Raw genomic sequence first — 13,073 nt, forward strand, 5'->3', positions numbered from 1 at the left:
ATTATCCATGATGAAAGGCGGTGCGCGATCGCACCGCCTTGGTTTTATCAGGCTGCGGACCTCAGACCCACCTCCGGCAGCTTCGGACGGTTCTTGAGCGCCTTGTCCATGACAGCCTCGACGTGAGCGCGGTCCGCTCCTTCGAGGGGCAGACGCGGCGGACGAGTGAGAGCCGAGCCGCGCCCCATGATCTCTTCGCAAAGCTTGATGCACTGCACCAAGTCTGGGCGCGCATCGAGATGCAGGAGCGGCATGAACCACTCGTAGAGCGCCCTCGCCTCCTCGTAGCGCCCGGCCTTCGCCAGGCGGAACAGGGTTTCGCCCTCTTGCGGGAAGGCATTGGACATCCCGGAGATCCAGCCCGCGGCGCCCAGCATCACGCTCTCGACCACCACATCGTCGAGGCCCGCGAAAAGCACGAAACGGTCACCGACCATGTTCCTGGTGTCGATGAAGCGGCGCGTGTCTCCGGACGAATCCTTGAAGCACACGACGGTCTCACAGTCGGCGAGCGAGGCCAGGATATCGGGCGTCACGTCGTTCTTGTAGATCGGCGGGTTGTTGTAGACCATCACCGGCAGGTCCGTGGCCTTGGCAACGCCGCGGAAATGGGCGGCGGTCTCGTGCGGCTTCGATGAATAGACCAGGGCCGGCATGACCATCACGCCGTCGACGCCGACGCGCGCGGCCTCCTTGGCGACCTCAGACGCGAACTGCGTGGTGAACTCAGCAATGCCGGCGATCACCGGTACCCGACCGCGGGAGACGCTCTTGGCGGTCTCCATGACGGCCACCTTCTCGGAGCGGCTCAGCGACGTATTCTCGCCAACGGTACCGCAGACGATGAGGCCGGAGACACCATCCCGGATCAGGCCATCCAACACCTTGGCCGTCGCATCGAGATCAAGATCGTAGTTCGACTTGAACTGGGTCGTGACCGCGGGAAAGACACCTTCCCAACCGATTTTGTTCGCCATTGTGGTCCTGCTTCCGATGGTGCATTGAAGTTCCATATTGTAGATTGTATAAAATCTACGCTGTCAAGCGAGCCCTACCCTCCTGCCCCACGAGTTTGATGACGAACCGAGCTGCACCCTCACCAAAGCCAGTTCCGAAGACCTTCCAGCACCGGACGATCTCCGCCTCAGTGGCGGAGGAGGTGCGTCGGCGCATTGTGGACGGCGAGTTCCAGGCTGGATTCCAGCTCCGCCAGGAGGCGCTGGCCGTGGAGTTCGGCGTCAGCCGGATTCCGGTCCGGGAGGCCCTGATGCAGCTGGAAGCCGAGGGGCTCGTAAAGATCCATCCCCATCGGGGTGCCATCGTGTCGGCGCTCTCCCCGGAGGAAGTCGAGGAGCTGTTCGATCTCCGGGCACTGCTCGAGCCACGCCTGCTCAAGGCCTCGGCTCCACACCTGACGGAGGCCGACTACCAGCGGCTCAAGGGTATTCTGCAGGAATACAGCTCAGAGCTTCACGCCATGCATGTCAGTCGCTGGGGCGAGCTGAATCGGGAGTTCCATCTGGTCCTGTATCAGCATGCGAGCCAGCCGCGTTCGCTCGCCATCGTGGCAAATCTCCTGCAGGAATGTGACCGGCACACCCGGCTTCAGCTCGCCCTGACCGATGGCCGCGCGCGGGCGGAGGCCGAACACGACGAGCTGCTCCGCCTCTGCCTTGAAGGACAGATCAATGAGGCCTGCAAGCTGCTGAAAACGCATATCGAAGGCGCCGGGACGTCGCTCCTGAAATACATTCACGAGCATCAGAAGAACGATGGGGCCGCGGAGACTGTATAGTCAGCCTCGCTAAGCAGGCTCGGCCTGCAACTTCATGCGGATCTTCGCTTGCCGCGTCATCCAGACGGTGAGGACGATTGTTGCAACGAGCCCAACGGTCAGCAGAATCCAGTTCATCACCCCTGCGCCCCCTTGCGCCGCGGTGCGCCCGATCACGCCGATCCACACGTTCTGGATCGTCCCCGGCACGATCCCGATGGCAGTTGCCAAGAGGAACGAGCCGAGCCGCACGCCGGTGACACCGAAAGCGTAATTTTCCACGGCAAAGGGCGTAACTGGAGTCAGACGAGTCAGCACGATGGTCTTGAACGTCTCCTCATGGGCAACCGTATCGACGGCCTTCATGGTCGGATGCCGGTCGAGGAATCGTTTCACCCGCTCCCGGGCAAGATATCGGCTGATCAGGAAGGAGATCAGGGCCGCCGTCATGCCTCCGAAAAAGCAGATCGCCAAGGCCCACCAGCCATAGGCAACAGCGACCGCGAGCGTCAGCGCCACACCTGGAACGAGGAGGATCGTGCAGATCACATAGGCGATGCTCACGATCACAACGCCCATTGTGCCGAGGCCTTGCGCCCAATGGCTAAAATGCTTCAGCCACTCATCCATGGGCAGCAGGAACCAAGCGGCAATGAGGGCAACGAAGCCGATCACGGATGCGGCGGCAAGCCAGATGAGTTTTCGGTTGTCGGAGGCAGATGACAAGAGTGAGGCTTCTCGGTTGGCCGGAGCCAAACGCTTAATGCTCCCTGCTGTTCCTGGTCAGCGAACTCGGAAGTAACCGGCATAAGGCTGCCGGCTCATTCAGGGAATGGCGACCACGGCAGGGCTCGAACCTGCGACATCTCGCTTAGAAGGCGAGTGCTCTATCCAGCTGAGCTACGTGGCCGTCCGGTGGCGAGCCTCGACCTCAGTGGGTCCAGGGGCCGACTCGGTTGAACTTGAAATTGTCGGAATAGGAGATCGTCCGCCGCTTGATCTCATGCGGCTCCTCGACCCGGTAGGCAATGCCTTCCCGCTCCGCATAAGCCATGGCCTCTTCCTTAGAATCGAACCACAGCCGGAGCTGCTGGCGGGTATCGCCCGAACTCGTCCAGCCCATCAAGGGCTCGATCTCACGGGGCTTGTCCTGCTCGAAAACGAGAAGCCACTGCTTGGTCCGGGCCATCCCGGATTGGGTTGCAGACTTGGCAGGCTTGTAAATCCGCGCAGGCATCTGTTTTGGACTCTCTCCGAGACTCATCTGGTGAAAATGGTCGGGGCGGCAGGATTTGAACCCGCGACCCTCTGCTCCCAAAGCAGATGCGCTACCAGACTGCGCTACACCCCGACATCTTCAACAGCTTGGGTTCTCTATCGATTTGAGAACCCCTGTGCAAGCCCTCCAGTTCCTCATCAAGGCCCTCCTGTGAACCGATGAGGCGAATGACACGATACCCTGACCTAATGGATTGTTTTCTTCAGCGCTTCTTTTGAAGAAGCTTCCTGGCAGGCAGAGATCAGATTAACCGGCCACAGGACACCAGATAGGTAAGCATATTCCTAAATATAAGAAAGATTTCATCATAGAATCATGGAGAAAAGGGCCGCGTCCTGTCATTATTCGACAGTGTTCGCGACCCTTCCGGCCCGTATTGCCCCTACGGGATAAACCTCCGTAAGACAATGTTTGTACTTGATCAATCTATTTCCGTTTACAGATGAACCTTCATTTGCGATACGATATCCCATCAACCTATTGATACGTCTGATTGTTTTCCGAATTGCCGCAATAAAAACACGATACTATAGAATATATTGAATAACTGGCCTTCTTTGCCCCTACGGGCCGGACACTGGAGCGTCTATGCACAGCCATGTACGCTTTCTTTTGCCCTAAATCATCCGAAGGCCAGCATGAGCGCTCCGAGGGCGACGACGCCTGTAGCGAAGCCCGCGACGGTCAGGGCATTATTGCGGTCTCGGCGGTCCATAGCACTCTCCGGGCTTGTTTAAGATCTGCCCTGCCAACGCGGAACAAACGCTAATGTCCCGGGCTCAATGATTGAACCAGCAGTCCTTAGGCAGTCCGCGCTATAATCCTGTGCTTAGAAGGGCGTCAGGGCATCCCACTTAGCGTACATTGCTGGCCCCTGGCCGTTACATCATCGGTGATCACCCAATGGACGATCTTCTCGTGTTCATCGATCTCGAGCACCATTTCGAGAACCGTGTTCTCAGCATAGACGCCAAAGAAGCCGTAGCGGCGTGCTCCCCATGAAGGCAGGCTGAAACGGTCGATCTCATGCGTCAAACCATGGCAGCGCGCCAAGATCAGACGCAGGTCCTCCACGGAGTATTTCGCCTGTAAGGGCGGCGCGAGAATGTCGCGGAGCGCTGCGGCGTCCCTTGCATTGTAGATGCGCAGGAGGTCCTGAGACACGCTGATCACCGCGTGGGGCCCAACCTGGGCCACTGCAATATCCGTCAGCAGCAGGCCGGCCACGACAGCGACCGCCCTCATGCGTATGTTGGACATTCCTGCCCGCACCTGTCTTTAGCGTTTGAAGATGGAGTGCTCTACCCGGTCACCTGCCTTGATCCCCAACTTGGCCGCCGTGCCAGCGTTTAGCTCAAGAACGGCCAGCACCGGCTCACCGGATGGGATCGTGCGGGTGGACAGGGGCTCGGTATTGGCAGCGATGCGAGCGATCGTCCCGTCAGGCCGGATGAACAGCATGTCGAGCGAGAGGTAGGTGTTCTGCATCCACATGGACACAGGTTCGACACGCGCGAAGTCGAACAGCATGCCCTGGTCCGCCGGCATGGAACGCCGGAACATCAGCCCCTGGGCCCGGTCCGCATCATTGCGGGCCACCTCAACTCGGAAGGACTGCTTCTGTCCACCCTGGATGGCGATCGACAGAGTCTCGAGCGCTTGCGCGTAAACCGCACCGGCCAAGAGGGCGACAAAGCATAGAGCCGGAAAAACCGGCCGGAACCGCTGCAGCACGGATCGCCTCATCAATGAGAATGCGGCAGGGCCATATCGGCCAGACGGACTTCGGCAGCCATGAGGCCCTTCGAGCCGTCGCCGAACCGCACAAAGACCCGCTCGCCGGGCTTCAGCTCGGCAATACCGTATCGGCGCAGGGTTTCCATATGGACGAAGATGTCCGGCTTGCCTTCGCCCTGCGTCAGGAAGCCGAAGCCGCGCAGGCGGTTGAACCACTTCACGACCGCAGGCTCCAGGCCGCTGGTCGGCACCACCTGGACATGGGTGCGTGGCAGCGGAAGCTCGGATGGATGGAGCGCCGTCGACTCGTCGAGAGAAAGGATGCGGAAGGCTTGCAGGCCTCGTGGGCGATGAACGGCCTCGACAACGATCCTGGCCCCTTCATTGGCGGCCTGGTAGCCTTCGCGGCGCAGGCAGGTCACATGAAGCAGAACGTCGGGCATACCGTTGTCGGGAACGATGAAGCCGAAGCCCTTGGCCACATCGAACCACTTGATACGGCCGCTGACCTGGACAAGGTCGAGAGCGCCCTCATCCGAGCCCGGCTGGGAAACCTCGCGGCGCCCTTGATCTAAGGAAGAATTCTCCTCTCGGAGACTGAAAGAATTGGTGCCGTAATCGCCAGTCATGAAATAACCCAAACTCGAATCATGAACCCGATTCTTAAAAAGAAGATAACATCGTCCTGAATCAGGGGAAGCCAGAAACACACCTCAACGGGCGATGAAATTTTCATCACGTCGCATGTTCTTGAAGTTACGAAACAAATTTCGAGAAGACTTCTCCGATTTCCGCATGGATCACCAGATCGGCAGCCCTATCGAGGGGTGTCGGCTCCCGATTGACGATGACGAGGCGCGCTCCGTTCTCCTTGGCAAAGGCCGGAAACGCGGCCGCGGGAAAGACCACCAGCGATGAGCCGGCCACAAGGAAGAGGTCGCAAGCCGCCGTAAGCCGCTGCGCCCGCCGCATGGGTTCTTCCGGCATGGCCTGTCCGAACGAGATGGTGGCCGATTTGAGAATTCCCCCGCAGACCATGCATTCCGGCGGATCACCGCTTCGCTCGAAATGGTATCTCACCCAGTCGAGCTCATGCCGGCGACCGCAGGACAGGCATTTGGCATAGGTGCCGTTGCCATGCAGCTCGATGACCTGGTCCTCAGCCAGGCCGGATGCCTGATGGAGCCCGTCGATATTCTGGGTAATGACGGCGGGCATCCGCCCCGAGGTGATGAGGGACGCAAAGCCGATGTGACCGGCGCTCGGGTGAGCCCCGCGATAGAGATCGTCCATGGTGAACTTGCGCCGCCATGCCTCCCGGCGTGCCTTTGGGCTCTGGAGAAAGAGCTCGAACGGGATCGGCTTGTTGCGCATCCAGGGAGAGCCCGGCGAGCGGAAGTCGGGAATGCCGCTCTCCGTCGAGATTCCGGCTCCCGTGAACCCTGCTACGATCCGGGCCTCTTGAATCATGTCCTGCAATGTGGCGATTGAAGCGATAAGGCTTTCGGTCATACCTGCTCACCTAAGACTGGAAGATCAGGAGGGAACGCCCTGCCCATGAGACATTCGGATGTGAAGGCCAGTTCCTTCCCGCCACAAGCGATTGCGGTTCAACGGTGGGATGCGATCGACGTCGCCCGTGGTCTCGCGATCCTGGCGATGATCGTCTACCATTTCAGCTGGGACCTGAGCTTCCTGAAACTCATTGAGACGAACATCCTGGAGATTCCCGCCTGGCGCTGGTTCGCGCGCGGTATCGCAGGCTCCTTTCTCATGCTGTCGGGGCTTGGCCTCGTCCTGGCTCACGCAAAGAGCTTTGACGGCAGGAGCTTCCTGAAGCGACTCATCAAGGTGGGCGGGGCGGCTCTCGCGGTCACTTTCGCGACGTATTTTGCGTTTCCCGATAGCTATATATTCTTCGGCATCCTTCACTGCATCGCGGTCTCGAGCGTGCTGGCCCTGCCCTTCCTGAGGATGCACCCTGCCGTCACCCTGACCATCGCAGCCTTGTGCTTAATGGCGCCGCATGTCCTGACAGCCCCCGTCTTAGATGCCCCATGGCTCGACTGGCTCGGTCTCGGCTCGGCCGATCCGGTCACTAACGATTACGTGCCCATCTTTCCCTGGCTTGCCCCCGTGCTCATCGGCGTGGCCGCAGGCAGGGCCCTGCTGGCTCGTCAGGAGACCATGAGACTTGCCGGCTGGCGTTCCAGGAACCGTCTCTCAGGGCTTCTGATCTGGGCCGGGCGCAAGAGCCTGCCGATCTACCTGACCCACCAGGTCATCCTGCTGGGCATTCTCTACGGGGTGCTGCAGATCGTCGGCCCAAACCGCATGGCCGAAGCACAGCCCTTCATGCTTCAGTGTCAGGCCACCTGCTTGCAGAACGCGCAGCCTCAAACCTGCCGAGCCCTCTGCTCCTGCACCGTTGAAACGCTTCGCCAGAGCGATCTCTGGCAGAAGGTGCTCAACGACACCACGACAGCCGAGGACCAAGCCCGTATTTCGCGGGCCGCGCAGCAATGCCTGCGCCAGAGCCCACCATCTTAGGCAACTCCTTTATGACGGCCGCAGCCGATCGATGATATTACACAAAGGGCCTTGAATTGTGGGTCTTAGACTTTGGCTGCAAGCTTAATTTTGTTATATCATTTTGAATATGGATAAAGTATCTATCGCATAGTTCCCTTACGTTAGATGCCCAAGGACCCTTCCAGTGACCTTTCCATTGAAGGCGGATGTCGCCAAACGCGTCATCGCCCTCTGCCAGTCGATCGACGGGGATAGGACGACCGATATAGCCATAGACGTATCGCTGACGCGCACCTTAGCCTTCGATTCCCTCAAGCTCATGCAATTCTTTGCAGGGATCGAGCAACTCTATCCCGGCATCGCACTTGAAGACTGGTTCATCGAGCACAGCACAGACGGACGGGACACGCTCGGCAGCGCTGTCACCTACATGACGCGATTTCTCGCACCAAGCGCCTGAAAGGTTGAAACCGGACCTGCACCGGTCCACCTAGTAGCGGCCGGCTGGCTGCCGGCGTCCTGTGATCCGGTATCACCCATAGGAGGCGAGTTGTGCTGCGCGAATATATGGCTGAGCTTCCTCTCGTCGCCATCCTGCGGGGCCTGAAGCCTGAAAACGCGGAAGCCGTCGGTCATGCTCTGGTCGAGGCAGGCTTTCGCATCATCGAGGTTCCGCTCAACTCCCCGGAGCCGTTCCGCAGCATCGAGCGCCTCGCCAAGACCATGCCCAAAAACGTGCTCGTCGGCGCCGGCACGGTTCTCGACCCTGAACAGGTCAATGGTATCCGTGACGTGGGCGGTAAGCTGATCGTCATGCCTCACGCGGATCTCGATGTCATCAAGCGGGCCAAGGAGCAGGACCTCATCTGCACTCCCGGCGTGGCGACACCGACCGAGGCCTTTGCGGCTCTCAAGGCCGGAGCAGATGCCATCAAGATCTTTCCCGCCGAGGCCATCCCGCCAGCCGTCGTGAAGGCTTGGCGGGCCGTGCTGCCAAAGAATGCTCTCGTCATACCCGTCGGCGGCATCAAGCCGGATAATATGAAGCCTTATGTGGACGCCGGCGCCAACGGGTTTGGGCTCGGCTCGGCGCTGTTCACGCCGGCTATGTCGGTCGAGGAGATCGGCCGGAATGCCCGCAATTTTGCTGCTGCCTGGCAGGCACTCAGCGCCGCTTGAGCCTTCCGCGAACGGCATCCTCAAAACTCCGGCAGGAACCCCCGAGAGCGAAAGCCGTTCTCAGGAAGAGATGCCCTTTTGTTGGAGTTTGACGATGAAGAAGACGGCTTTGATCTTTGCGGCTTCGCTTCTGAGCACGGCTGCATTCGCTCAGGACACCACGACGACCATCAAGAAGGAAGAAGGCATTCTGGGCAGCAAGACCACTATCGAGCGCAGCACGGAGCCCAGCACGACGTCCTCGACCTCGGTGACGACCTCCACGACCGGAAGCGTCGGCTGCACCTCCGAGACCAAGCAGAAGACCGACGAGTTCGGTGATACGACGACCCAGAAGAAGACCGAGTGCTAAGCCGCTCTCACGCTTTCCCCATCAAGGCCCGGTATCGCATGCCGGGCCTTTTTCTTATCGGCGCCCGCCGCGAAAGAACGGAACCGTCAGAAGGCGCCGCCCCGACTCGTCGGTGATCTCGAGCTCGATATTGCCCGCATCGGCCAGTTCGTCGCGAAGCTCCTCGACCGTCGCCAGGGCTTCGGCCTTAGCCGCATCGAGATCGGGAAGCTCAACGCCCTCCTCGTCTTCATCGACGTCGTGCCCGTCCCTGATGTTGAAGAAATAGCGGGGCATGGTTCCAGCTTCATTCTGATGTGTGGCGGGAGAAACGCCTTCGTTGGCGGCAGGTTCAACCGAGAGCCTCCCGCCTCCTATACACATTCCTGCCCCAGACAACAGCCGCATTCAAACAGTGGAGCTTTTTTCGCGATGGTGCGTTTATTCGCACGCCAAGGGTCCGTGCGGGTCAACCGTATAGGGAAATGTCATGATCCGCTCCTCCCTTGCCCCGCTCGCGGCCTTGGCCGCACTGGTGGCGGGCACCGCGTCTCCGGCCAGCGCCCAGTCGGCCTGCGGCCCTCGCGAACAGCTCGTCAAACTGCTGGCTGACCAATACAAGGAAGACCCGGTCGGGATGGGTCTGTCCCAGCCCGGACAGATTCTGGAGGTCTTCGCATCTTCGAATGGCTCCTGGACCATGGTCATGACCATGCCGGACGGCAAAGCCTGCATGATCGCCGCCGGTGACAACTGGGAGATGGTGACCAGGGTCAAAGGCAATCCTGTCTGATGGGTGGCCTTGCTTTGGGCGTGATGCTCTAAAGCCGGAGCTTGCCGAATTCCTCTTTGGTGTCGATGTCTTGCACAACGGCATTGTCCGCCGTCGGCCATTCCACAACGTCCGGCCTTCCGCGAAGAAAAGGTCCTGCGCCGACATCGCCGGAAAGGCTTTCGATTGCAGCCTGAAGATCACGCGAGATCACGACAGGATTGCCACGCCGGCCGTTCAGGGTAGGAACGAGGGCAGCGGGTTCTCCGCTCTCATGCCAGCCGGCCACGAGAGCGTCGATGAGGCTGGCGCTCACGAGCGGCATGTCTCCGAGCAGCATCAAGGCAGCCCGTGCCTCCAGCGGCAATGCAGAGAAGCCGGCTTTCAGAGATGTCGAGAGACCATCCGCGAAAAAAGGATTGTGAACGATCTGGACCGGAAGCTCCTGCAGCTCTGCCCGGACTGCCTCAGCGCTATAGCCGGTCACTACAATGACCGGATTGATCGAGGAGTGGACGGCGGCCTCCGCCACGTGGCGAACCAGGGCCTTGCCGCCGACTTGAGCCAGCAGCTTGAACTCTTCACCGAAGCGGGTGCCCCGCCCGGCCGCTAGAAGAATGGCCGCCACACCGCTCATTCCTCACCCTCGCTCTCGCCGCCCTCGCGGGGCTGCGGCCGAGAGACGATCTCCATGAGAAGCCCTCCGACTCCAAGAGACATGATGTCGGCCCGTGTAACGGGCACGTCCGCCAGAAGGCGGTGCAGAATCCAGTCGAAGCCGTTTTCCTTCGGGGAGCGGGCACAGCCAGGGGCGCCGATGACGGGCTTTCCGGCGATGGAGCCCACAAGAAGCAGATTTCCCGGATCGACCGGCATGCCGAAATGCTCCACCCGTCCGCCGGCCATCTCGATGGCTGATGGAATGACGTCGCGCCGATCGGCAATGGCGGACGCCCCAAAGACGATGATGAGATCCGTGTCGCCATTCGCCTGTAGAGCCAGATCCTCTGCCAGAATGGTGGCTTCGTGAGGCACACGGCGATCCTGAACGATCCGCGCGCGGGCCGGCTCCAGCCGTCTGCCGAGCACGGCGAGGGTCTTGTCGACCACGCTTGGTTTGAGGCCGGGCAGCATCGTCGAAACGACGCCGACCGAGCGGCGCGTATAAGGAGCAACCCGCAAGGAGCCCGTGCCGATCCTTTCGATCCCTTTCAGCAGCAGGACCTCCGGAATGGCATAGGGGATGATCTTGACGGTGCCGACCATCTCCCCTGCGACGACCGGCTTGTAGGCCGGCAGGGTGGCGGCCGTCATGGCCTCGTCGATGGCGTTGAGGCCGTGGATCGCATCTACATCGATGACGAGAACGCCCGCGGTTTCAGCGTAGAGATTCGACCGTCCGGTAAACGGCGCTTCGACGGCGACGTTGCCGCCTGCAAGGGCATGAGCCAGCCGGGAGGCCGCCTCGTCTTCGGAAATATCACCGGGCTCGAACCGGGCTGCGATGAGGGTCTCGACACCGGCCTGCTTCAGGCGCATGGCGATGTCCGCTGTGACGAGGGTTCCCTTCTTCACAACCATCTCGCCAGCCCGCACGCTGTGAGCTGCCAGAGCCCCGACCGCCTCCTCGACTGGAACCTGCCCGAACTTCACACCGAACGCCTCCGCTCCTTGCGCAGGGTCGCGACGATCTCGGCCAGGATGGAGACCGCAATCTCCGCAGGCGATACAGCCCCGATGTCGAGGCCGATGGGCGCGTGGATCCGGGCAAAATCTGCGTCGGTGAACCCGGACGCGGTGAGGCGCTGAACGCGCCTTTCATGGGTTTTACGCGAGCCGAGCGCCCCGATGTAGAAGCAATCCGACCGCAGGGCTGCAGCGAGCGCAGGATCGTCAATCTTCGGATCGTGGGTAAGTGCCACGACAGCCGTGTATTGATCGATCCCGATCTCCGGCAGAACCGCATCGGGCCACTCGGCCAGCAGGGGCACATCGGGGAAGCGCTCGGGCGTTGCGAAAGCCGTACGCGGGTCGATGATCGTGACGTCGAGATCGAGGCTCTTGGCCATAGGCGCCAACGCCTGGCTGATATGGACGGCCCCAATGACGACCACCCGCACCGGCGGCGTTTGTACAGTCAGAAAGAACTGGCGGCCATTGCGCTCGACGAGCCCGCTCTTGCCCCGGCGCAGAGACTCCCGAAGCTCCTGGGCCAGCAGGTCACTTGCAACATCAGTCTCCCGAACGAGACGCTGCTCGCCTGACGCAACATCGGTCACGAGGATTGCAGCACGCCGGGCGGCGCGCTCTGCGTTGAGATCCGACAGGAGGCTCAGGCGCATGCCGTCTAATCCACCCGCTCGACGTACACTTTGATCCGTCCGCCGCAGGATAATCCGACCTGCCAGGCGGCCTCGTCAGCCACCCCGAACTCGATCATCCGGGGCTTTCCATCGGTGATAACATCCAGGGCCTCCGTGATCACAGCGCCTTCGACGCAGCCACCTGAGACAGACCCGAGGAAGTTCGTATCGCCGTCGATCACCAAATGACTGCCCACAGGCCGGGGCGCCGATCCCCAGGTCTCAACCACGGTCGCGATTGCGACACCCCTGCCCTCGCGCCTCCAGGCTTCCGCTGTCTTCAGGATGTCCGTATCGGTCGAGAGCATGAGACTTCCCGGTGAAAGGAGCGCGTTTAGAGATCGCTCAATGATCGATACTGCCACCACCTTGCCTTGAACTGCAACCGAGACGCACGCCTCCTCAGGCCAACGCGCTCGCCAGGGCCGTTAAGGAACAGGCTGCTCCAGATGCCAGCACCTGAGTACCGCGCTTGGGAGTGCATTGCAGCAATGCTTGGCAGGTGACGCGCCGCCTGATTTGCCCTTACTCTGCTGTAGGGCTGTTGACAGGAGGAGAACGCACCATGGCGATGACGATGCAGGGCGAAGTCGCCCTTCCGGCCGACCGGGCGACGGTATGGGCGGCCCTCAACGATCCGGAAGTTCTGAAGGCCGCGATCCCCGGTTGCCAGGAACTGGCGAAGACCAGCGACACGGAGTTCCAGGCGGTCGCCAAGGTCTCGGTCGGGCCCGTGAAGGCGACCTTCAAGGGTGGCGTGAACCTCACAGATCTCGACCCTCCCAATGGCTACACGATCAGCGGCGAGGGACAAGGCGGCGTTGCCGGCTGGGCCAAGGGCGGCGCGAAGGTCCGGCTCGAAGACATCGAGGGCGGCACCAAGCTGATCTACGACGTCGAAGCCAATATAGGCGGCAAGATCGCCCAGCTCGGAGGGCGTCTGATCAACGGTGTCGCCAAGAAATACGCCGACGAGTTCTTCGCGAATTTCGCCAAGATCCTGTCTCCTGCGGAGTCTGCCGCATGAGCGTATCCTCATCGGCCATCCTTTGAATCATTCCAATGCTTGACCGCTCCACCTGAGCGGGCCACACTCGGCTTTGACA

General features: G+C 60.8%; 19 protein-coding genes and 2 tRNA genes. 7 read left to right on the top strand and 14 right to left on the bottom strand.

Translation table 11 applies throughout. The features are described 5' to 3' along the window. Positions 1-47 precede the first annotated feature (47 nt). Complete coding sequence (locus tag VB618_RS15975; RefSeq protein WP_329797716.1) at positions 48-977, bottom strand: dihydrodipicolinate synthase family protein; 930 nt, start codon at positions 975-977, stop codon at positions 48-50. Positions 978-1,075: 98 nt separating this feature from the next. On the opposite strand from VB618_RS15975, the gene VB618_RS15980 reads away from it, so the two are divergent. Next, positions 1,076-1,795, top strand: coding sequence for a GntR family transcriptional regulator (locus VB618_RS15980; protein ID WP_329797717.1), 720 nt, complete (start codon positions 1,076-1,078; stop codon positions 1,793-1,795). A gap of 9 nt (positions 1,796-1,804) precedes the next feature. Here the strand turns inward: VB618_RS15980 and VB618_RS15985 are convergent, their stop codons facing one another. From VB618_RS15985 to VB618_RS16020, 8 genes are all read right to left on the bottom strand, one after another. Further along, a complete protein-coding gene (locus VB618_RS15985) occupies positions 1,805-2,500 on the bottom strand; it encodes a TVP38/TMEM64 family protein (RefSeq protein WP_329797718.1) in 696 nt (231 codons plus the stop codon). Positions 2,501-2,607: 107 nt separating this feature from the next. After that, positions 2,608-2,684, bottom strand: a tRNA-Arg gene (locus VB618_RS15990). A gap of 21 nt (positions 2,685-2,705) precedes the next feature. Further along, the gene (locus VB618_RS15995) at positions 2,706-3,011 is read right to left on the bottom strand and encodes an ETC complex I subunit (protein WP_183450393.1); all 306 of its coding nucleotides are present in this window, start codon (positions 3,009-3,011) and stop codon (positions 2,706-2,708) included. Between the two features lie 37 nt (positions 3,012-3,048). Further along, a tRNA-Pro gene (locus tag VB618_RS16000) sits at positions 3,049-3,125 on the bottom strand. Between the two features lie 768 nt (positions 3,126-3,893). After that, positions 3,894-4,313 (bottom strand): hypothetical protein, encoded by a 420-nt coding sequence (locus VB618_RS16005; RefSeq protein ID WP_329797720.1) that lies wholly within the window; start codon positions 4,311-4,313, stop codon positions 3,894-3,896. Positions 4,314-4,331: 18 nt separating this feature from the next. Further along, complete coding sequence (locus VB618_RS16010; RefSeq protein WP_442931815.1) at positions 4,332-4,799, bottom strand: DUF192 domain-containing protein; 468 nt, start codon at positions 4,797-4,799, stop codon at positions 4,332-4,334. Beyond that, positions 4,799-5,419, bottom strand: a complete 621-nt coding sequence (locus VB618_RS16015; RefSeq protein WP_329797721.1) for a cold-shock protein — start codon at positions 5,417-5,419, stop codon at positions 4,799-4,801. The genes VB618_RS16010 and VB618_RS16015 overlap by 1 nt, the downstream gene beginning before the upstream one ends. A 127-nt stretch (positions 5,420-5,546) precedes the next feature. Next, complete coding sequence (locus VB618_RS16020; protein WP_329797722.1) at positions 5,547-6,302, bottom strand: SIR2 family NAD-dependent protein deacylase; 756 nt, start codon at positions 6,300-6,302, stop codon at positions 5,547-5,549. Positions 6,303-6,347: 45 nt separating this feature from the next. On the opposite strand from VB618_RS16020, the gene VB618_RS16025 reads away from it, so the two are divergent. The 4 genes from VB618_RS16025 to VB618_RS16040 all read left to right on the top strand — a co-directional run bounded on the left by VB618_RS16025 (position 6,348) and on the right by VB618_RS16040 (position 8,853). Next, positions 6,348-7,340 (top strand): heparan-alpha-glucosaminide N-acetyltransferase, encoded by a 993-nt coding sequence (locus tag VB618_RS16025; protein ID WP_329797723.1) that lies wholly within the window; start codon positions 6,348-6,350, stop codon positions 7,338-7,340. Between the two features lie 166 nt (positions 7,341-7,506). After that, entirely contained in the window at positions 7,507-7,782 is a 276-nt protein-coding gene (locus tag VB618_RS16030; RefSeq protein ID WP_329797724.1) for a hypothetical protein, read from the top strand. Positions 7,783-7,874: 92 nt separating this feature from the next. Then, positions 7,875-8,501 carry a 2-dehydro-3-deoxy-6-phosphogalactonate aldolase gene (locus tag VB618_RS16035; protein WP_329797725.1) on the top strand — a complete coding sequence of 209 codons (627 nt, stop codon included), beginning with the start codon at positions 7,875-7,877 and terminating at the stop codon, positions 8,499-8,501. A gap of 94 nt (positions 8,502-8,595) precedes the next feature. Further along, positions 8,596-8,853 carry a hypothetical protein gene (locus VB618_RS16040; protein ID WP_329797726.1) on the top strand — a complete coding sequence of 86 codons (258 nt, stop codon included), beginning with the start codon at positions 8,596-8,598 and terminating at the stop codon, positions 8,851-8,853. A gap of 54 nt (positions 8,854-8,907) precedes the next feature. Here the strand turns inward: VB618_RS16040 and VB618_RS16045 are convergent, their stop codons facing one another. Beyond that, positions 8,908-9,129 (bottom strand): DUF6894 family protein, encoded by a 222-nt coding sequence (locus VB618_RS16045; protein ID WP_329797727.1) that lies wholly within the window; start codon positions 9,127-9,129, stop codon positions 8,908-8,910. Positions 9,130-9,322: 193 nt separating this feature from the next. On the opposite strand from VB618_RS16045, the gene VB618_RS16050 reads away from it, so the two are divergent. Further along, complete coding sequence (locus VB618_RS16050) at positions 9,323-9,625, top strand: hypothetical protein (protein ID WP_329797728.1); 303 nt, start codon at positions 9,323-9,325, stop codon at positions 9,623-9,625. A 28-nt stretch (positions 9,626-9,653) separates the two neighbouring features. Here VB618_RS16050 and VB618_RS16055 read toward each other — a convergent pair whose 3' ends face one another. From VB618_RS16055 to VB618_RS16070, 4 genes are read right to left on the bottom strand one after another with little or no spacing between them, the layout of a single operon-like run. Then, entirely contained in the window at positions 9,654-10,241 is a 588-nt protein-coding gene (locus VB618_RS16055) for a nucleotidyltransferase family protein (protein WP_329797729.1), read from the bottom strand. Beyond that, positions 10,238-11,257 (bottom strand): molybdopterin-binding protein, encoded by a 1,020-nt coding sequence (locus VB618_RS16060; RefSeq protein WP_329797730.1) that lies wholly within the window; start codon positions 11,255-11,257, stop codon positions 10,238-10,240. Before VB618_RS16060 ends, VB618_RS16055 begins: the two co-directional genes overlap by 4 nt. Then, positions 11,254-11,946 (bottom strand): XdhC family protein, encoded by a 693-nt coding sequence (locus VB618_RS16065; protein WP_329797731.1) that lies wholly within the window; start codon positions 11,944-11,946, stop codon positions 11,254-11,256. Before VB618_RS16065 ends, VB618_RS16060 begins: the two co-directional genes overlap by 4 nt. 5 nt (positions 11,947-11,951) lie before the next feature. Continuing rightward, the gene (locus VB618_RS16070) at positions 11,952-12,275 is read right to left on the bottom strand and encodes an XdhC family protein (protein WP_329797732.1); all 324 of its coding nucleotides are present in this window, start codon (positions 12,273-12,275) and stop codon (positions 11,952-11,954) included. Between the two features lie 257 nt (positions 12,276-12,532). Between VB618_RS16070 and VB618_RS16075 the strand changes: the two genes are divergently transcribed. Then, positions 12,533-12,994, top strand: coding sequence for a CoxG family protein (locus tag VB618_RS16075; protein ID WP_329797733.1), 462 nt, complete (start codon positions 12,533-12,535; stop codon positions 12,992-12,994). The last annotated feature ends 79 nt before the right edge of the window (positions 12,995-13,073 follow it).

Source organism: Microvirga sp. CF3062, from assembly GCF_036314045.1.
Classification (GTDB): Bacteria; Pseudomonadota; Alphaproteobacteria; order Rhizobiales; family Beijerinckiaceae; genus Microvirga.